Origin of the sequence: Hymenobacter aquaticus (assembly GCF_004765605.1) — a bacterium.
Taxonomy (GTDB): domain Bacteria; phylum Bacteroidota; class Bacteroidia; order Cytophagales; family Hymenobacteraceae; genus Hymenobacter; species Hymenobacter aquaticus.
Window position 1 is genome coordinate 436,708 of record NZ_SRLC01000002.1, and the last position, 17,928, is coordinate 454,635.

Consider the following 17,928-nt stretch of genomic DNA (forward strand, 5'->3'; position numbering starts at 1 on the left):
ACTTCTGCCGGCGCCCCGGCACCAGCTTGCTACACGGCAGGTGGGGCAGTAAGCCGCCGCAAAAGTAGAAAACTTTACGCGGGCCGGAGTCGATGTATACGCTACCAGCTGGCCCGTGGAATGGTTCCGCGCTGGGGTGGGAGCGGGGCAGCAGGTAAGCGGCTCCGGTAGTTTCGTGGCCGGCCGCCGACAGTGGGGCGTCGTGAAATTATGCAAGTATTACGCAGGATTCCGTACCACCTTCCGGGGCCGGTTGCCGTTACTTTGTAGTGTCCCTGCCGGTTCGTCGCAACTGTTGGGCGGGGCGTTATTCACCTGATTGGTTATGGCCTCTTCCCCCGAAACCACCACTCTCGACATCGAAGGAATGACGTGCGCCTCCTGCGCCTCCTTCGTCGAAAAGTCGTTGTCCCGCGCGCCCGGCGTGCAAAGTGCCTCGGTTAATTTCGCCACCGAAAAGGCCACCGTGCAGTACCTGCCCGAGTTGGCCACGCCGGCCACGCTCAAAGAAGCCGTCATCAATGCCGGCTACGGCGTGCTGGAGCGGGCCCCCGATACCAGCGCCGCCGAGCGCAGCGCCGAAATAGACCGGCAGAAAGCCCGGGCCTACCACAAGCTCAAGCGCCGCTTCTGGGTGGCCGCCGCCCTGGCCCTGCTCATTATGCCCCTGAGCATGCTCATGCTGTGGCCGGCCCTGCTGGAGCGCGTCAGCCTGCCGGTGCTCAACTACGTGCTGCTGGCCCTCACGCTGCCGGTGCTGCTCTACAGTGGGCGCGAGTTTTACGTGTCGGCCTGGAATGGCTTCCGGCACCGCGCCGCCAACATGGATACCCTGATTGCCGTGGGCACCGGCGCGGCCTTTCTCTACAGCTTGGCCGCCACCGTGGCCCCGGGTTACTTCCTGCGCCGCGGCATCATGCCCGAAGTGTATTTCGACACCACGGCCACCATCATTGCCCTGATTCTGCTGGGCAAGGTGCTCGAAATGCGGGCCAAAACCCAGACCTCGGCGGCTATGAAAGCCCTGCTGGGCCTACAGGCCAAAACTGCCCGCGTGGTGCGCCCCGGCGGGCAGGAAGTCGACGTGCCCATCGAGCAGGTGCAGCTGCACGATGTAGTGGTGGTGCGCCCCGGCGAGAAGGTCGCCACCGACGGCCTTATTACCGAGGGCCATTCCTTTCTCGACGAAGCCATGCTCACGGGCGAAAGTCTGCCGGTGGAAAAAACGGTGGGCGCCGCCGTATTCGGGGCCACGCTCAACAAAACCGGCTCCTTCCGCTTCCGCGTCACCAAGGTCGGGGCCGATACCATGCTGGCGCAGATTGTGCAAATGGTGGAAGACGCGCAGGGCAGCCGGGCCCCCATTCAGCGGCTGGCTGATAAAGTCAGCGCCGTGTTTGTGCCCACGGTGGTCGTCATTGCCATTCTCACCTTCGTGCTCTGGTTTGATCTGGCCCCGGTCAGCACCCGGCTGCCGCTGGCGCTGGTCAACTTCGTGGCCGTGCTCATCATTGCCTGCCCCTGCGCCCTGGGCCTGGCCACGCCCACGGCCATCATGGTCAGCACGGGCAAAGGCGCCGAGCACGGGGTACTGATCCGCAACGCCGAGGCGCTGGAAAAAGCGTACCGGGTGAACACCGTGCTGCTGGACAAAACCGGCACCATCACCCGCGGCGAGCCGGCCGTTACCGACTTCGTAGCTCCCGGCTCATCCGCCACCGACCTGTTGCCCCTGATTGCGGCCGTGGAGCGGCAGAGTGAGCACCCCTTGGCCGAAGCCGTGGTACGCTACGCCGCCGCGCAAATGCCGGCTGCGGAATCCCTAGCGGCTACCGCATTTCGGGCTGTGGAGGGCAAAGGTGCCGCCGCGCTGGTCGACGGCCGCGCCGTGCTCATCGGCAACCGCCGCCTGCTGGCCGACGAAGGCGTAAGCCTTTCCGCCGACCTGGAAGCCCGGGCGAAAGACTTGCTGGCCGAAGCCAAAACCGTGCTCTACGTGGCCGTGGCCGGACAGGCCGTGGCCCTGCTGGGCGTCGCCGACACGGTGCGCGACACGTCGGCGGCCGCCATCGGCAAGCTGCAACGCCTGGGCATCGAGGTGGTGATGATGACCGGCGACAACCCGCAGACGGCGGCGCAGGTGGCCGCGCAGGTGGGCATTACGCGCTATTTCGCCGAGGTGCTGCCCGCCGACAAAGCCGGCAAGGTAAAGGAGCTCCAGGCCGAAGGCCGCACCGTGGCTATGGTCGGCGACGGAATCAACGACGCGCCGGCGCTGGCCCAGGCCGATATCGGCCTGGCCATCGGCTCGGGCACCGACGTGGCCATGGAAGCCGCCGGCATCACCCTCATGCGCTCCGACCTGAACGGCGTGGTAACGGCCATCGAACTGTCGCGGCAGACGATTCGCACCATCAAGCAGAACCTGTTTTTTGCCTTTATCTACAACACCCTGGGCATTCCCATTGCGGCCGGGCTGCTGTATCCGGTGTTCGGCTGGCTGCTGTCGCCCATGCTGGCGGCCGGCGCCATGGCCCTGAGCTCCGTGTCGGTGCTGACCAATTCGCTGCGCCTGCGCGGCTTCACCAACCAGTAATGCTGCTTTGTTATGGATTCTGCTGAGCTTATCGTCACTGCGGGCGGCCTGGCCCTGGCCGCGTTTGTGCTGTGGTACTTCTTCTTCTCGGCCCGCCGGACGGCCGCGGCGGTTTCTTCGTCCGGCGGCGTGCAGGAGGTGGCCATTACCGTCAAGGGCGGCTACTCGCCCGACGTCATTGAGGTGGAGCGGGGCAAGCCCGTGCAGCTCAGCTTCTACCGCGACGAGGAAAGCAGCTGCTCCGAGGAGCTGCTGATGCCCGACTTCCGCATCCGCCGCGACCTGCCGGCATTCAAAACCACCCTGGTCGAGCTGCTGCCCCAGCAAGCCGGCCGCTTCGAGTTTACCTGCGGCATGGGGATGCTGCGCGGCAGCCTGGTGGTGAAGTAACGCCCCGGATTGCCTTTGAGCCTGACCACTCAGACACAAAAAAGTCCCGCACAACTAGCCGCCTCCGCTTCAGGTGGCTAGTTGTGCGGGACCTTTTTGTGTTTTGGGTGAAGTCTGATTGCGCTGATAATCAGAAATTTGATCTTAGATGATGAGCTTTATATAAAAATATTTTTATCTATGTCGTAAAAATGCGACATATAATGACGTATATTTACGACATAGTTATTGATTCTTCAGATGACCTACGCCAAAACCACCGCCTTCACCGCCGAGCAGCAGCAGCTGGCCCGGGTAGCCAAAGCCCTGGCCCACCCCGCCCGGGTGGCTATTATTCAGCTTTTGGCCAGCAAAACCACCTGCATTTCCGGCGACATTGCGGCCGAGCTGCCCTTGTCGCGCACTACCGTGACGCAGCACTTGCAGGAACTGAAAGCCCTGGATCTGATTCGGGGCGAAATTGACGGCCTCACCGTCTGCTACTGCCTAAACACCACGCTGCTCCGCCAGGTGCAGCAGCAATTCACCGCCTTTTTTCAGGCTGCTACCACCGAGCCCGCCTGTGGCCCCGATGCGGCCTGCGCCTGCTGATTTTTCTTTCCACCTCAACCTCTTACTCGTATGGAAGCCTCTGTTTTTCCCCGGATGCACGTGTCGCTGTATGTGTCCGACCTGGCCGCCACGGTCAGTTTCTACGATACCTTCTTTGGGCAGCCCGCCACCAAAATCCGGCTCGGCTACGCCAAATACGTCCTCGACCGGCCCTCGCTCATCATTTCCTTCGTGGAAAATGCCGGCCGGGTAGCCAGCAACTTCGGGCACCTGGGCTTTCAGGTCGAAACCGTGGCCGAGCTGGACGAGCGCCTGACCGCAGCTCGGGCCGCCGGTCTGGTGCAGCGCGAGGAAATCGGCACGAGCTGCTGCTACGCCAAGCAGGACAAGTTCTGGGTAAACGACCCCGACGGGGTAGAGTGGGAGGTCTACTACTTCCACGAGGATGCCGAGTTCAACGACCCGCGCTACCAGGACGAATACAGCCAGGCCAGCAGCCAGTGCTGCATTGCCCCCGCCACCTCCCAGGAAGCCTCCGCCACGGCCGAGGTTATGGCCTTTCCGTTGGCTACCGTTGCGGCGGCGGCCCCGGAGCCCACGGCGGGCTGCGGCTGCGGCACTCCCACCACGCTCACGCTGGCCCCGGCTTGCTGCTAGACGCTACGGCCTCTCGTTTCTCCATCCTTCACGTTTGGTTTCATGAATATCCTCCCACTTACCGCCGCGCACTGGGAGCAGGTGCGGGCAATTTATGAGCAGGGTCTGGCCACGGGTAACGCCACATTTCAAACCGAAGCGCCCACCTGGCCCGACTGGGACCGGGGCCACCTGGCCCATAGCCGCCTGGTAGCCACCGACGCGGCCGGCCACGTGCTGGGGTGGGCCGCTCTGTCGCCGGTGTCGGGGCGCTGCGTGTACGGCGGCGTGGGCGAAGTCAGCGTGTACGTGGCAGCCGAGGCGCGGGGCCGGGGCGTAGGGCAGCAGTTGCTGCGGCAGCTGGTGGCCGAGTCGGAAGCCCAGGGCATGTGGACGCTCCAGGCCGGCATATTCCCCGAAAACACGGCCAGCATCCGGCTGCACGAAGCCCACGGCTTCCGGCTGGTCGGCCGCCGGGAGCGGATTGGCCAGCTCCGCGGCGTGTGGCGCGACACGGTGCTGCTGGAACGCCGGAGCCCGGTAGTGGGCGCCGACCAGCCCCAACCGGCCGCCACGGCATAGCACTGCAGTTTTCGGCTGCCAGCAGCTGGCTCACGGCGGCCGGTTAGCGCGCCGCCGGTATTCATATTTCGCTCTTGTATTATGACCGCCAAGAAAAACGTGCTGGTGCTCTGCACCGGAAATTCCTGCCGCAGCCAACTGCTGCACGGCTACCTGATCCAACTGCTCGGCGAGAAGGCGACGGTGTACAGCGCCGGAATAGAAACCCACGGGGTCAATCCGAAAGCCGTGCAGGTGATGCGGGAAGATGGAATTGACATTGGGCACCACACCAGCAACCACGTCGACGAGTACGCCGCCGTGCCTTTCGACTACGTAATTACCGTCTGCGACAACGCCCGGGAGGCCTGCCCCGTGTTTCCCACCACCGCCGCCGTCCTGCACCACAACTTTCCCGATCCGGCGAAGGCTACCGGCACCGCCGAAGAAGTGCTGGCGCAGTTTCGGGCAGTGCGCGACCAGGTGCAAGCCTACGCCCAGGACTTCACCCGCCAGTACTTCGGCTGATTTGCCGATCCGCCGAGCCAAAACGCCTGTCTGAATACCAGGTCAAGGATGCCAGGAATGGCAGATAAAAAGAGAAAGCCCGGTAACAGACTGGTTTAAAGTCTACTACCGGGCTTCTTGGCGCTCCCTCCTGGGTGCGTAATTATTCCTATTGGCTTCTATTAAAGGAAAAATGCGTCATTGTGTCCCGTTTCGTGTCCCGGTTTGCCTGAGATAATAACATCACCCGTTTGGATACTTTTCCAGTAGACGTTTACTTATCTCATACTCATTTCCCATGATCAGCGTGTAGGCATCTATGGTATTCTCAAATTCCGCCCGGTCTTTCAGATACTCATAATGCTGATTGCGCCGGGTGGGCCGCAGAGAAACAGTCACCGTAGTGCGGCCTTCCTCATAGCTGTGGGTGACCCTGTACACGTGATAAGAGCCGGACCCGGCATAATTCTTCAGAAAGGGTAACTCGACTTCTTCACCAACCCGTGGGGTGACCGGCAGGCGGCACACACAGGAAGCCTTGTTCGTATAGTCGTCGATCAGGAACCGGTGCTCCACCAGCGGAAACTGCAGCACATCCGCATCCGCATCAATCAGTGCCAGAAACTCCTCGTGCAGCAGTGTAACCCAGCGCCGCAGCACCGAAGCCGATATGCCCAGCTGTTGCTGCAACTGGTTGCCAGCCGGCACCGGATCGTCCTCACCCATGACCAGTATGATATCAATCAACGCATCATAGGGCCGGCCGCGGCCTTTTAGCCGGAGCAGCGCTGGCTTTGCATAATACAGGTCAATGAAAACGTCCTTCATCCGGGGAGGCGTCTTCACACTGGTATTGGCAGAAATTCTCATGACGGCAGTAGCTTGTATCCGTCAGGAAAATTACCGGTTGCCGGCCCCAAACTCAATAGCTCCGGTCTGGTGCTGTGTCATCTTCCCTAAGCAGCCACTGACGATACCCGGGCAGGTGCTCATGCAGGAAGCCGCCCCAATTCTGCCAAGAGAAAAAGCTGCTGGGATGCCTGATAAAGAGCAGCCGGGTGGTTTCTCCGGCTGCATTTGTCACGGTGGCAATCCGGGGTGTCGTCCTGCCGATTGCCGGCCGCCGTTTCGGTCCGTCTATTGTATAGCCGTGTCGGCGCGCTGCGACCAGCATTTCCTCCGTGTAACCGCAGATTTCAACGCCTGCAAACAGGCAGTATCCCGGCTGCAATACGCTCAGCACGGCGAAAAATGTGTCCCATGCAGCCTGATAATCTTGCTGGGTGGGGCGGGCCCGCGCGTTTGCCATGGGCCGCTGCACCCGGTTGAAGTAGGCCACCGACGACCACAAACGCTGTTTCTGCTCCCGGGAGTGCTGCCTGCCGTAAAGTGCTCTGGTGAGTGCTGTAGTGAATTTGGTAGGCTTTGGGGGAGTTTTAAAGCCGTGGTCAAAAACGAAATACCTGGTAAACTCCCAGTTCGCCAAGTAACGGCTCACTTGTTCCTTCGTTTCGGTTGGATGTGTCCAGTGGTAGTGACTCTCTCCGATAAGTAGCAGCCGCTGATTACGCGGCAGTTCTGCGAAGCCGGTACCTACCCAAGGCAACCAGTGCAACTGGTCGGCGGTGCTCTGTAGTGCTTCGTCGTAACGGGTATCAACAGCCGCCCGGTGACGGTCAGAATGAGCCATAAGTAGTAGTAGCCAGATAGGAGGTCCGGCTATTATAGCACCTTTCCCCGCACGATTTCCAGCACCCGCCACATGTACCGGATATCTTCGGCGGCCACCGTCAGGCTGCCCGCGTTTTCGTTGTCGGAGTGCAGCACCAGGTAGCCCTTCGTCAGCAGGTCATTGTCCTTGATGCGCTTGATGGCAAACTGGCTGCCGAACACCACCGCGTACACCCCGCTCACCGCATACTTGCAGTCCTCCAGCGGCAGCAGCACCGCGGCCACCTGCATGCCCGAGCGCAGCTGCGGTTCCATCGAGTCCCCGTCCACGTCAATTACCCAGGTCTTCCGGCCGCGCAGCTCCGGACTGGGACTGTAGATGCGGATTGTGTCAAACAGCGTGGTATCCAGGTCGCACAGGTCCCCGAAGCCGGCCCGGGCAGGCACGGTAATGTGAATCCAGTCCTCGTAATCTTCCTCGTCCAGCGGGTGCGCCAGCCGGGCATTGCCATTGAGCCCCGGCGTGGCTTCCTCCATCGGCCCGATACCAAACCATAGCCAGTTGCGGCTGACTTCCAGCTTCTGCACAATAGCCTCCAGTACCTCCTGGCTGGGCTGATGCCGGCCGGCCTCCAGCTGCGTGATGGTCGGGCGTTTTACGCCGAGCAGATCAGCCATCTGCTGCTGGGTGAGTCCCCGCGCCTGGCGCACGATCCGCAGCCGTTCGCCGGTACTGGTACGCATGTTTTCTTCCGCTACTTCCTGAGCCGGAGATTTTTTACTGGTAGCATATTGTGCCATTTAGTTAGGTATTGTTACATTTGGTCACTCCGTTAGTGGGTGGAACTGTAACAAACATGGCAAATGTAACAAAATGAAACCAAATGAAACCGTCTGAACCGAAAAAATCCGTGCCCGATCTGCGGGCACTATTACCCCACGGCTCTATCACCTACATAGCGCACCGGCTTGAAATGTCCCGGGCCGCCGTCACCAAGGCCCTGCGCAAGGGCCGGCCCTCGCACCCGGCCGTGGCTGAAGCCGTGCGCCTCATTAAGGAGGCCGGCAGTCAGGCCGTGCAGCAGGATCTGTCCCAGCTTACCAGATAATCCGTCATTATGCTTCTGTACTTCACCGCCGACAAGGAATACCCCCGCCGCCCGCTGCCGCCGACGCCTTACCTGCAGGAGGAGCCCCGCGCTGCCACCGCCGCCCTCGAAACTGCCGTGCGGGCCTGCCCCAAGCCCGACTACTTCGGCAACTATCCGTTCCCGACCCCGGGGCAGCGCCATGAGCTGTGCCAGTGCCTCGACAGCCCCTACCTCACGCACCGCGAGGCGGTATGGCTGGAGCTCTGGCGCACCCAGTTCGATACCGACACGGCCGCCCGGGTACTCGGGCAGCTCCACATTATCATCCGCCACCGGCAGGCTACCGGCATTATGCCCGTGCCCCACAAAGGCGGCTATTTCTTTCCCGAACAGGTTAACTGCCCCCGGCCATGACGGAACTGACCACCACTACCGCTGACGGCCTGCACATTATCGTGCGGATGCCCGACGACCACCCCTGGGTGCGCGAGTCCCTGGAGAAGGCCTGCGCTGCTGAGGCCCGCCGCCAGATGGAAAATACCCCGGCGCCCGACCCGGCCTGCGCCGTGCCCCGCGCGGCCGAGCTGCTGGGTCTGCACCCCGAAACCGTGCGCGACTACATGCGTCTGCCCGATAACCATCCGCGCCGCCTGCACTACGTGCCCGGCGAGAGCAGCCGCGGCGACCGGGTGCTGCTCTCGCAGCTGCACGACTGGCAGCGCCGCAACCGCACCGACGCCGCGCTGATTGAGCCGGCCGCCGCTATTCGCCGCCGCCGGGCCGGCCGCCCGGCCTGACCGGCGGGGCCGGTACCCGGGTCGTAAGGTAGCCGCGCACCTGCCACAGCTCGATGATGTCGGCCGCCGGTACGTGCATGGGCGGTATCTGCGCGTTGTCGGCCAGCAGCTCCACCACCTGCCGGCGCTCCGTCACGGGCGCGGGCAGGCGCCGCACCAGCACGCTGCCGGGCACTACCACCACGCAGGCCGAGCCCGGGGCCAGCAGGTCCCACCGCTCCACGAAGGAGCACACGGCCACGTCGTGCCGCCGGATGCCGGGGTGCAGCTCGTCGCCGTCCACCTCGAAGGCGCGGAAGGTGCCCGAGGCAAACAGCGGCAGCCGGAAGGTGGTGAGCTTGTCCAGGAAAGCCGGGTCGTCGTGGCGCCGGGCGTAGGCGGCCTGGTCGCGCAGCGGTACCATCAGGATGTTCTCGTGTCCGGTGTGGTCCACTGTCACGGCTACGGTCCGGCCCCCGCTGATGCCCCGCTCCGGCAGCGCCGGCGCCTTGGCGGCAAACAGCGGCAGGTCATCCACCGGCGCGCTTCCGCTGCGCAGCATGGGCCCGGTACCCAGAATCAGCCACTCCGGCGACAGATCCGGCCACGCCGTCAGTAGCTCCACGATGGTGTCGTAGCCCGGCCTGGCGTCGTTGTTCACCAGCTTGTAAACTTTTGAAGGCTTCTCGTGGCCCAGCTTCTGCGAAGCCTGATAGGCGTTCAGCCCGTGGGCTTCCAGAAAGGCCTTGATCCGGTCACCAACCTGCATTTCCTGACTCATACGTGGGGGGTGCTGCTTCCGGGCCGCGCAGGCTACCGGCTTGTATTTCTATGCAAAGTACGCATCTGCCCCTTACCCTCTGCTACCTCCCGCACGGCCCTGTATGAACTACATTACCCATACCCGCGCTGCCTTTGCCTTCCTGGCTGCCGAGCCCACGGCCACCCCGCAGCACATCAGCCTGTACGTGGCCCTGTTCCAGCTCTGGAACGCCGCCCACTTTCCGCCCGCAGTCCTGCTGTTCCGCGACGAGCTGATGCGGGCGGCCCACATCGGCAGCGCCGGCACCTACCGCGCCTGCCTGCGCGACCTCACGGCCTGGGGCCTCATCACCTACCAGCCCAGCCAGAGCCAGCACCACCCCAGCCAGGCCCTCATGCACGAGCTGAAGCCGGAGGCGGCCCTGCCCGCCGCTGCGCCCGGAAGTGCTCCAACCACATCCGGCCCAGGCTGTGGGCCAGGCCGCAGCGCAAGCCGTGGCCCGACCACCGGCCAGGGCGTGGCGCCTATTCTGAAAACACCGGTAACGGTAACAGACGAAGAAAACCCCGCAGACTTTTCAAACGCATCTGCGGCGGGCGCGAAAAAACCGGGGGGCTACGCTGTGCCGGCTGAGCTGCTTTCAGCGGAGCAGCTGACCGCAGAGGAGTATGCAGGTGAGGCCCCGAAAGAAAAAGTTGCGCCAAAAAGAAAGGCCCCCGGCAGGGGAGGGGGGCGGCCCGAGGTCCTGTTTGCCGAATCTGAGCTGGCTGACCCCGAGGCCTTCGTGGCGGCCTTCGCCGGCACCGATTTCGAGCTGGCCAATCTGCGCTTCTACCACCAGAAAGTAGCCAACTGGCGCAAGGACGGAGAGCCGCCCCGGCGCCGCGACTGGAAAGCCACCGCCAAAAATTTCATGCTCAATGACATCGAACGCAACGCCCTCGTACTCGCTCCCGCGCAGCCAGCCGCCGGCTACGGTGCCCCCGTCCCCGGGGCCGGGCTCCGAAGCGCAATTGCTGACTATTTCGACAGCCGCTACGCTTGAGCAGCTGGTTACCGTGTCCGACGAGCGTCCCCGCCTGCTGCTGGCCCGCATGTCCGTCGGCCTCGACTACGCCCGCGCCGCCGAAGCGCCCAAGCTGTTCCAGGTGCAGCGCCGCATCGGCGAAGGGGAGCTGCTGAAACTGCTGGCCGTCATCTTCAGGGCTTTCGTCGATTCGGTGCGCGTGCCCCATAAGCCCGACGCGGCTGACCTCATCGAACTGGCCGAAACGGTCATGCGCAAGTACAGCCACGACAGCCTCAAAGACATCATCCTGGCCCTGAAGGAGGCCCGCACCAGTGGCCGCAACTTCTTCCAGGAACTCGACCAGGGCAAAATCTTCGCCCTGCTCAACGACTACTTCGACAAGAAGGCCGCCTTCCTCGAAAGCCGCCACCTGGACCAGAAAGCCCAGGGTGCCTCGGCGCAGTCCCAGGCCGTGGCCAGCCTCGGCGACCTGGCCCCGAAGCTCATCCAGCAGCTGGCTGACCGCATCCCCGACGACCACCCCAACCACGACACGCTGCGCGCCCGCCTCAGCCTGCAGAAGCAGCGCCGGCGCCGCGGCCTGCCCACCCCCGACCCCGAGGAGTTCCGCCGCCAGCAGCACGCCGCCGCGTTCCGCAACCCCCGCCCCGACTGGCAGGCCCGCCCCGATGCTCCACTGGGCGCCGTAGGCCGGTACGTAAGGCAACTGCGCGCGGAGAATGACGGGCAGCAGCTTCGCAGCAGCGCCTGACTCTGCTTGGCAGCATTGCCTGCCCGGGCCCAGTGCAGCCGGAGGCGGGTTCGTGGTTACCTTTGATGAATCTACCAGGGCTCCGGCCCGGCACCATGGCCCGCAACTCCATCATCTCTACCGGCACCGGCTATTCGCCCCACAACCTGCTGACGCTGTTCTGCGAGGCGGAGCAGACCGATACCCCGCATACGGGCGGGCGGGTGCTGGGCCGTACCGCCACCGGAGTGGCCGTAGCGGTACGATGCCGCCGGTGTGGCCACGTCCGGGAGCACACCCTGTCCCCATTGCCAGAGGGCCTGCAGGTATACCAGGTCCGGATAACCGGCGAAGACGGCCCCCACCTGCCCGATTCTATGCGGCCGCTGCCTTTCCTGGAAGAATCATTTGAGGTGGTGGCTGCGTCGCTGCAGGACGCACATGAGCGGGCTGAGTTTGCCAGTTCTCTTCGCTTCGCCGGCCACCTGGTACGCTACTACATCAACGGCGAAGAACACCTGAACGAGCGGTTCTAATGTTGTATTAGATAATGGCTGCCGGATGTGAATGGCTCAGACGAATCTCGGGGATACCATTCGACTGGCAGTAAGTGACGAATTCATCGAGCACCTGACGGGTACCAGTCTCATTCAGAAACGACGTTATTGGAAAGCTTTTGGTGATCAGCGTGCCGCTGCCATCAGCAGTTTTCAGCTGTGTGTATCCTACGGACGTTCTGGTTTCGGTAGCAGGAAAGTCTTTCCCGAATTCACCGTGCCAGGTATTCTTTCCAACCAAAAAGCGCAGCCGCGTTTCGGATTCTTCAACCGGTGCGAATGAGCGAATATCCGTTTTTTCGGCACCCGAATGATCATAAAATCCTGTGTCGCTCTGCAGAATTACTGCCAGCCTGATCCTGTTACCATCAACAAGTTCTTCACCCAGGAAAAACTCGTAATGGTACATATTCAGCCAGTCCCAGGCCCAGTTGTCTAGGCTGCCCCGTCCATCCCGGGGCGCTACACTGCTGAACCAGCACCAACCGCCATGGTAGTTGCGGCCGAGCTGCTCAGCTATAAACTTTACGGTGTCCATCACCCGAGCCTGAAACAGGTACAGGAGCCGGTAGGCCTTGCGCACGTCAAGGGCCACTGCCACTAAATCTTCCTGGGTAAGCTCACTCATAAAATGCGGATATCAGTTGGCGCTGCACATGCAGGGCCGGGGGTATGTAATCAGAATTGGGAGGATTTGCTCAGCAACGTCTGCAGTCCGTTGCCCTGCTTGAGCCTTGTCAACTCACTGCCAGGCATAGTCGCCAGCCAGTCGTTAGTGGCGTAACCGTGCAGGCCGAAAGCGGCTATCAGGTCCTTGAGCAAGTGACTGAGGTGTGGTGTATCAGGCGGTAGCTGCTGCTGGGCAGTGCGCAGAGCCCCCAGCAGAGTGCGCCACCGACATTTGTACACTAATATCGTGCGACTTGGGAAGGTCAAATGTGTTGGCTGTTCATCGCCGTGGTCAATACCCCCAACGGCCAGCAGCAACACGTTTTTCTCACAGCCATACTCATTGAGGTACGCCTGTACTTGGTCACGCCACTGCTTAGGGTTTTGCTGCCCGTAGTCGTGACGCTTTGCCTCAATTATCAGATCAAATTCCGATGTGCGAACAAAAACGTCGGGCTCCACGCTGTACGTGTTGGCAGTGTGCGTAGCATCCCATCTTGGCCAGAACTCATAGCTGATAATTTCTGGCGGGGACTGGCAAGGTAATTCCAGGTTGTAGGCCCCTTTGCACAACACCTCCCACAACAGGCTTGCGGGCAGGTAAAACAAGTGCCCGAATACCGAGGAAGTAAGAGAATCCTCCGACGCGCCGAACAACGACCGCCAGTTCACGGCGTCCTGAAAGTTGCGGCCTGCCTTGTTGTTTCTTATAGCATGAAGCATTAGACCGGCGTAAGTGAGGCGGCAAATAGCATCGGGACCCGCACTTGCACAAGTAAGTGCCCCGAATAGCTACACCTTAAAATGCGGCCGGTGCTTCCCCCTCAGCCCAGAGCGCCGCCGGACTCGCCGCCTTTATTAACTGCGGCCCACTGGCTCCGCCCATAGCCTGCCCGCGTCCACCTCCGGCTAGCACATTTTCTAACCTACCACCAGCGGCCCCCGCTCGAACTGTCCTCATCCACAGTCGGCGAAACCACCAGTGCCATCTTGGCCTACCTCACGCTGCAGGGCTTCGCCGTATGGCGCCAGAACACCAGCGGCATCTTTAAACAGAAAACCGGCAGCTACCGCTCCATCCTCTAGGACCGCCCCCACGTCCCCGACATTATCGGCTTCCGCAAGCGCGACGGCGTGTTTATCGGCATTGAAGTCAAAGCCGGCCGCGACCAGCTGCGCCCCGAGCAGAAGCAGTTTCTCGATGAGCTAAAAGCCGCCGGTGGCCTAGCTTTCGTCGCCCACAGCTTCGCGCAGTTCCAGCAGTCGTTTGAACACCGTAGTGGCTTTGCTCATCCTTAAAAATTCATGCTCACCGTAGAGTCGCCAATTTTTATTTCAAAAGGGTGAGAGTCGGGCACATCGCCCCTATCCGTCCGGCGCTTCGGGTCAAAATATCGCAGGCACGAGTAAGCGGCTCCAAGTGGGTCATCAGGCTTATACTTTAAGCCCGTTGCAAGTGTAGCCACAAGTTGCATCCACGAGCCCCAAGCTGCTTTCTCACTCGGTTCACCACTCGTGAAATGCGCCGTGTGCCGGTTCAGCACCATCAGGTAAAACCCTTTGTAGCTCCTACGCTCCTCGCGTGTGAGTTGAAGCTGAAGGGCGCTGAAAATTTCTTCTGGCTTCAACCTTGTTGCCCAAGCATATACTCTCTCCACCCATTCGTTAGCCTTACCGTAGTAATTCTTCACAACGCTTGCACGCCGTCGCATAGAGTCGCCATAGCCATCAGGCCATTTTAGCTGAATGAGCGCAAGGGTACAGGTCTTTCTGTCGTACATAACAGCGTCTACATCCGTTGCGCCAAGTGGAGTAGTAATCCGCACCTCCCTATTAATCTTAATAATATGCTCTTGCGGAAAAAGCTTAAACAGGTCGCTGCGAAATCTATCCTCCCTATTATTCACAGACCGGAAATAGTCTTTCTCAAACCGACGCTTTAACTCGTAGTTGAGCAGTTGAAACGGGTTGTCACAGCAGCCCGCAACCGACCTGAGCAGAAATCCGTCGGACATCCGAACAAACGGCGGCGGCGCTGCGGCTGTGAAGCTTGTGTAGCCTTCGCAATTGGCTTTGTCTACCGTCAGACAACTCAGAATCTGGCTGGCCTGCTCCTCAGTAACATCAAGGTCTTTAACAAGCGCCTCAACGAAGGAATGGTCAGGTCGCAGATAGGGCAGCAAATTAGCCAGCAGCGCCTGTGGCTGTTTTTCAATCGCGGCAAGTGCGTAATGCGTGTGCATTAGTGCAACGCCCATAAGTTGTTCAACTGCATCAACGTAAATTCGATAGGGCAGGCCACCAAATACGTCTTCTGGCCCAAAATTCTCATGCTCCTGTAACCGCAAGAGATGGTATTGGCCTTGCTGTTGGAAATAGTCAGAAACCTCTTCTGGCGCATCATAGGCCATAAACTGGGGGTACGGCATCTGGACGGTCTGGCGTAGCAGCGGCTGTATGCTTTCAAACGATAACGGCCGCTCTTTCTCCCGAGCCTTGATGACTTGCTCAAATAAGTTTGTAACGACAAGGTGCCTATACTCCCTCTCGAAACGTTCGACACCATAGTATTTATGGTTGGGCTCAAGCTGCGCTTCGCGGCCGGTAATTTCAGTAATTTTCACCATCCCGTAGTGCACGTAATCCAATAGCTGCTGACATAGACCAACTCGGCCTGACGCACCCAGGAGCATCTGCCCGTTCTCTATAAGCTCCTTGTTTGAGGGAAAAAGCATAGGCTGAGGCTCCATGTCAAAGAGTCCGTATGCCTCCTTGAAAAGCGGCTGCCATCCGAATTTGTATAAGCTTGCTATTGACGGACTAATCTCCGCATCGTGTTGGGATATAATGTACTGAACGTCCAAGCTTCTAATTAGTCCCAGCAATGCCACGAAAGGCGGGTTAGCCCTGATATGTCTACCCACAGCGGCCATTTCTGCCTCAATCTCCTCACGCAGAAAATCCAGATTTTCCCTTTGTGAACTCATACAGTTGGCGGGATTTCACTATTGCTAATGCGTTATAACCAGCACCGGCCCACACAAAGCCGCGTCCTCGTCGCCTGGGTCAAATTCCACCCCCGACACCTCAGTTACCGCTGCCATTGCGGCCTCGTTCACAGGCTCCTCGCAGTCGAACACCGAGTAGGCCATGTACCTAGGCCCCCTGACCAGCACATCTACCAAGTCGCGGGAGCAGCCTATGGGCACAGGCACCTGCTCGGGCACCGCCGCTAACCCGGTAGCCGGGTCGGGCAGGCTCAGCCCCTCAACGGAAACGCGCTGCGGATTCTGGTGCGGCAGATAGGAAGTAGCATTCATAGCAAAACGGTGTGCATAAGGTAGGCGAAGTTCGGCGATAGCTCACAACTAAACTGCCCGAGGACTAAAGGGTAATGGCATCCGTGTAAATTGCCCCATATTCCGCATTTACACCCTACAGCTTTGCTTTTCGCACAAATAGATACACTTAGCGCCTCTGCTCTAGCGCAATCTACTTCAGGCTCCCCGATAGTTTTAGCCGTTCTACTTGTCTCTGCGCTCGGTCTGCTGGCTTACTGGATTTTTCGTCCCAAGTCGACCCAGCACCACACGCTGCCGCCTCCGCCACTTCCCGTCCCGCCTTCCCCAGGTACTCTACCTATTCAGAATAGGCCACAGCCTGCGCCTGCAATTCCGAAGGTTGCTTCGCCAACGCTCACGCCAAAGCCAACTCCGGTCACCAAGAGTCAGCCAGAGGCCGCTGCTCCACCGCCGCCTGTCCATTCTAAACCAATTCCCGCCACTCCGCCGCCAACTCCTGCTGCTGCGCCCCCCGCTCGACGGGCAGAGCCTACCCAGCCTACTCCTCCACCGGCTACGCCCCGGCCTGCGCCCCGGCCTGCGCCCCAGCACCCGGCTGCCGAACAGGTACCGGTGCCTGGCGAAATTAAATACATTGGTTACGAGCCGCTACCCGCCCGCAGTAATAGCCGCTATCCTTATCTGCGCTGGCCAGCCGCTGGCAAGCGCGTACCTGTCAAGTTCCCCCGCGCTGGTCGCTCGGCCAACCGCGGCTACTGCGAAGCGGCTTTTGTTGAGCATTTGCGCCGCTTCTTTCCTAAGTCCGGCCCGGTTCGGGTGCTTGATAACCACCATCTGCCCACCGCCAACGCTTCCCGTCCCTACGAGCCGGATGTAGCTCTGCTACACGAGCGCAACGGCCTCAATCTCTTTCTCAACGTCGAGATTGACGAGCCTTATGACGGTGCCAACCGCTTGCCCACACACTGCCAGGGTGACGATGACAGCCGCGACAACTTTTTTACCAGTCGCGGGTGGGTCGTGCTGCGCTTTGCCGAAATTCAGGTTCATCAGCAGCCGGAAGCCTGTTGTGCCGTTATTGCCCACCTCATTGCCCGGCTCGACCCTGCCTACCAGATTCCTGAAACCTTATTATCTGTCGGTACGCCCGCAGGCGTGGCGGTCTGGGATGTGGTGCAGGCGCAGAAGTGGGCTAAAGCCCGCTACCGTGAGCAGTACTTGGGAATCATTGACTTCGGCAGATATGAGAGTAGTGGCGTCGGTCCTGCCGCCGAACCGTTACCCATTGAGGCGGAGATTGAAAAACTGGTAGCTCAAGCAGCCCCCCTGCCTCCGCCGCCCAAGCCTGGTACGCTGCAGAAAGCTAACCCTGACCCGCGCCGTAGCGCCTTGAGCTTCGATGCTGACGCCCACCAGTATTACATCAACGGACAGCCTGCATTGGCTGTCAGTACTTTGATAAGCCGCTTCTTCCCGGAGTTTGACACTGAATATTGGTCGGCCTACAAAGCGGCTCAACGCGGCTGCACACCCGAAGAGGTGGCCCAAGAATGGGCTGACAAAGCTGCTGCCTCGTCGCGTGCCGGCACCATCCTGCATCAGCAGATCGAAGATTTTTACAATCAAGGCACCCCCGCTACTGGCTCCGAGTTTGCTCATTTCCTCAGCTTTCACCGCGCTTTTTCCCACCTTGTGCCTCACCGCACCGAGTGGCAGGTGTACAGTGAGGAGTTGATGCTGGCGGGCACTCTCGATTTTGTGGCCCGCAACACTGATGGAACCCTTTCTATCTACGACTGGAAGCGCAGCCATAAAGTGGTAGATGCTGCCGGCCAAGTTCAGCTAAACCGCTACCAGACTGCCGAGGGGCCGCTTGGGGACCTGCCCGACTGCTCGTTCAGCCACTATACCCTGCAACAGAATATGTATAAGTGGCTGCTTGAAACCAATTACGGTTGCCGCGTCCGTGATATGCACTTGGTAGTGCTACATCCTGACTATGACCGCTACCACCTCGTACCCGTGCCCGAGCGCCCTGCCCATGTTGCTCGTATGCTCGATGTTGTGCGAGCCAAACGATAGAGCTGTAACCCTGCC

Annotated in this window: 22 protein-coding genes; 14 read left to right on the forward strand and 8 right to left on the reverse strand. The window is 60.6% G+C overall.

Annotated features, from left to right (window positions below; all coding sequences use genetic code 11):
• The first annotated feature begins 325 nt into the window (after nucleotides 1-325).
• From E5K00_RS14540 to E5K00_RS14565, 6 genes are all read left to right on the forward strand, one after another.
• Complete coding sequence (locus E5K00_RS14540) at nucleotides 326-2,596, forward strand: heavy metal translocating P-type ATPase (protein ID WP_135464049.1); 2,271 nt, start codon at nucleotides 326-328, stop codon at nucleotides 2,594-2,596.
• A gap of 12 nt (nucleotides 2,597-2,608) precedes the next feature.
• Nucleotides 2,609-2,986 (forward strand): cupredoxin domain-containing protein, encoded by a 378-nt coding sequence (locus tag E5K00_RS14545; RefSeq protein WP_135464050.1) that lies wholly within the window; start codon nucleotides 2,609-2,611, stop codon nucleotides 2,984-2,986.
• Between the two features lie 240 nt (nucleotides 2,987-3,226).
• Nucleotides 3,227-3,577, forward strand: a complete 351-nt coding sequence (locus tag E5K00_RS14550; RefSeq protein WP_135464051.1) for an ArsR/SmtB family transcription factor — start codon at nucleotides 3,227-3,229, stop codon at nucleotides 3,575-3,577.
• A 30-nt stretch (nucleotides 3,578-3,607) separates the two neighbouring features.
• Nucleotides 3,608-4,195, forward strand: a complete 588-nt coding sequence (locus tag E5K00_RS14555) for an ArsI/CadI family heavy metal resistance metalloenzyme (RefSeq protein ID WP_135464052.1) — start codon at nucleotides 3,608-3,610, stop codon at nucleotides 4,193-4,195.
• 42 nt (nucleotides 4,196-4,237) lie between these two features.
• Entirely contained in the window at nucleotides 4,238-4,756 is a 519-nt protein-coding gene (locus E5K00_RS14560; RefSeq protein WP_135464053.1) for a GNAT family N-acetyltransferase, read from the forward strand.
• Between the two features lie 81 nt (nucleotides 4,757-4,837).
• Nucleotides 4,838-5,263, forward strand: a complete 426-nt coding sequence (locus E5K00_RS14565) for an arsenate reductase ArsC (RefSeq protein ID WP_135464054.1) — start codon at nucleotides 4,838-4,840, stop codon at nucleotides 5,261-5,263.
• Nucleotides 5,264-5,485: 222 nt separating this feature from the next.
• Here the strand turns inward: E5K00_RS14565 and E5K00_RS14570 are convergent, their stop codons facing one another.
• Genes E5K00_RS14570 through E5K00_RS14580 form a run of 3 tightly spaced genes read right to left on the reverse strand, consistent with a single transcriptional unit; the run spans nucleotide 5,486 to nucleotide 7,657 of the window.
• Entirely contained in the window at nucleotides 5,486-6,112 is a 627-nt protein-coding gene (locus E5K00_RS14570; RefSeq protein WP_135464055.1) for a hypothetical protein, read from the reverse strand.
• 52 nt (nucleotides 6,113-6,164) lie between these two features.
• On the reverse strand, nucleotides 6,165-6,932 hold the full coding sequence (locus E5K00_RS14575; protein ID WP_135464056.1) for a hypothetical protein: 768 nt from the start codon (nucleotides 6,930-6,932) through the stop codon (nucleotides 6,165-6,167).
• Nucleotides 6,933-6,964: 32 nt separating this feature from the next.
• The gene (locus E5K00_RS14580) at nucleotides 6,965-7,657 is read right to left on the reverse strand and encodes an XRE family transcriptional regulator (protein ID WP_167856905.1); all 693 of its coding nucleotides are present in this window, start codon (nucleotides 7,655-7,657) and stop codon (nucleotides 6,965-6,967) included.
• A 140-nt stretch (nucleotides 7,658-7,797) separates the two neighbouring features.
• Between E5K00_RS14580 and E5K00_RS14585 the strand changes: the two genes are divergently transcribed.
• Genes E5K00_RS14585 through E5K00_RS14595 form a run of 3 tightly spaced genes read left to right on the forward strand, consistent with a single transcriptional unit; the run spans nucleotide 7,798 to nucleotide 8,801 of the window.
• Entirely contained in the window at nucleotides 7,798-8,022 is a 225-nt protein-coding gene (locus E5K00_RS14585) for a hypothetical protein (RefSeq protein WP_135464058.1), read from the forward strand.
• Nucleotides 8,023-8,031: 9 nt separating this feature from the next.
• A complete protein-coding gene (locus E5K00_RS14590) occupies nucleotides 8,032-8,418 on the forward strand; it encodes a hypothetical protein (protein WP_135464059.1) in 387 nt (128 codons plus the stop codon).
• The gene (locus tag E5K00_RS14595) at nucleotides 8,415-8,801 is read left to right on the forward strand and encodes a hypothetical protein (protein WP_135464060.1); all 387 of its coding nucleotides are present in this window, start codon (nucleotides 8,415-8,417) and stop codon (nucleotides 8,799-8,801) included. Before E5K00_RS14590 ends, E5K00_RS14595 begins: the two co-directional genes overlap by 4 nt.
• On the opposite strand, the gene E5K00_RS14600 is transcribed toward E5K00_RS14595, so the two are convergent.
• Nucleotides 8,767-9,561, reverse strand: a complete 795-nt coding sequence (locus tag E5K00_RS14600) for a helix-turn-helix domain-containing protein (RefSeq protein ID WP_135464061.1) — start codon at nucleotides 9,559-9,561, stop codon at nucleotides 8,767-8,769. The two genes, E5K00_RS14595 and E5K00_RS14600, sit on opposite strands and share 35 nt — an antisense overlap.
• 103 nt (nucleotides 9,562-9,664) lie before the next feature.
• Here E5K00_RS14600 and E5K00_RS14605 point away from each other — a divergent pair, with 103 nt between their 5' ends.
• From E5K00_RS14605 to E5K00_RS14615, 3 genes are all read left to right on the forward strand, one after another.
• Complete coding sequence (locus E5K00_RS14605) at nucleotides 9,665-10,588, forward strand: hypothetical protein (RefSeq protein WP_135464062.1); 924 nt, start codon at nucleotides 9,665-9,667, stop codon at nucleotides 10,586-10,588.
• A 13-nt stretch (nucleotides 10,589-10,601) separates the two neighbouring features.
• Nucleotides 10,602-11,324, forward strand: a complete 723-nt coding sequence (locus E5K00_RS14610) for a hypothetical protein (RefSeq protein ID WP_135464063.1) — start codon at nucleotides 10,602-10,604, stop codon at nucleotides 11,322-11,324.
• Between the two features lie 65 nt (nucleotides 11,325-11,389).
• The gene (locus E5K00_RS14615) at nucleotides 11,390-11,839 is read left to right on the forward strand and encodes a hypothetical protein (RefSeq protein ID WP_167856906.1); all 450 of its coding nucleotides are present in this window, start codon (nucleotides 11,390-11,392) and stop codon (nucleotides 11,837-11,839) included.
• A 7-nt stretch (nucleotides 11,840-11,846) separates the two neighbouring features.
• On the opposite strand, the gene E5K00_RS14620 is transcribed toward E5K00_RS14615, so the two are convergent.
• Together E5K00_RS14620 and E5K00_RS14625 are read right to left on the reverse strand one after the other, a co-directional pair.
• Nucleotides 11,847-12,488, reverse strand: a complete 642-nt coding sequence (locus E5K00_RS14620) for a hypothetical protein (protein WP_135464065.1) — start codon at nucleotides 12,486-12,488, stop codon at nucleotides 11,847-11,849.
• A 50-nt stretch (nucleotides 12,489-12,538) separates the two neighbouring features.
• Nucleotides 12,539-13,252 (reverse strand): hypothetical protein, encoded by a 714-nt coding sequence (locus E5K00_RS14625; protein ID WP_135464066.1) that lies wholly within the window; start codon nucleotides 13,250-13,252, stop codon nucleotides 12,539-12,541.
• A gap of 387 nt (nucleotides 13,253-13,639) precedes the next feature.
• Here E5K00_RS14625 and E5K00_RS14630 point away from each other — a divergent pair, with 387 nt between their 5' ends.
• Nucleotides 13,640-13,828 carry a VRR-NUC domain-containing protein gene (locus tag E5K00_RS14630; RefSeq protein WP_394346330.1) on the forward strand — a complete coding sequence of 63 codons (189 nt, stop codon included), beginning with the start codon at nucleotides 13,640-13,642 and terminating at the stop codon, nucleotides 13,826-13,828.
• Here E5K00_RS14630 and E5K00_RS14635 read toward each other — a convergent pair.
• Together E5K00_RS14635 and E5K00_RS14640 are read right to left on the reverse strand one after the other, a co-directional pair.
• Nucleotides 13,825-15,516, reverse strand: coding sequence for a hypothetical protein (locus E5K00_RS14635; protein ID WP_167856907.1), 1,692 nt, complete (start codon nucleotides 15,514-15,516; stop codon nucleotides 13,825-13,827). The genes E5K00_RS14630 and E5K00_RS14635 overlap by 4 nt on opposite strands.
• Before the next feature lie 24 nt (nucleotides 15,517-15,540).
• Nucleotides 15,541-15,849: a hypothetical protein gene (locus tag E5K00_RS14640; RefSeq protein WP_135464069.1), complete on the reverse strand. Its 309-nt coding sequence runs from the start codon at nucleotides 15,847-15,849 to the stop codon at nucleotides 15,541-15,543.
• Nucleotides 15,850-16,443: 594 nt separating this feature from the next.
• Here E5K00_RS14640 and E5K00_RS14645 point away from each other — a divergent pair.
• On the forward strand, nucleotides 16,444-17,913 hold the full coding sequence (locus tag E5K00_RS14645) for a PDDEXK family nuclease (protein WP_167856867.1): 1,470 nt from the start codon (nucleotides 16,444-16,446) through the stop codon (nucleotides 17,911-17,913).
• Nucleotides 17,914-17,928: the final 15 nt, after the last annotated feature.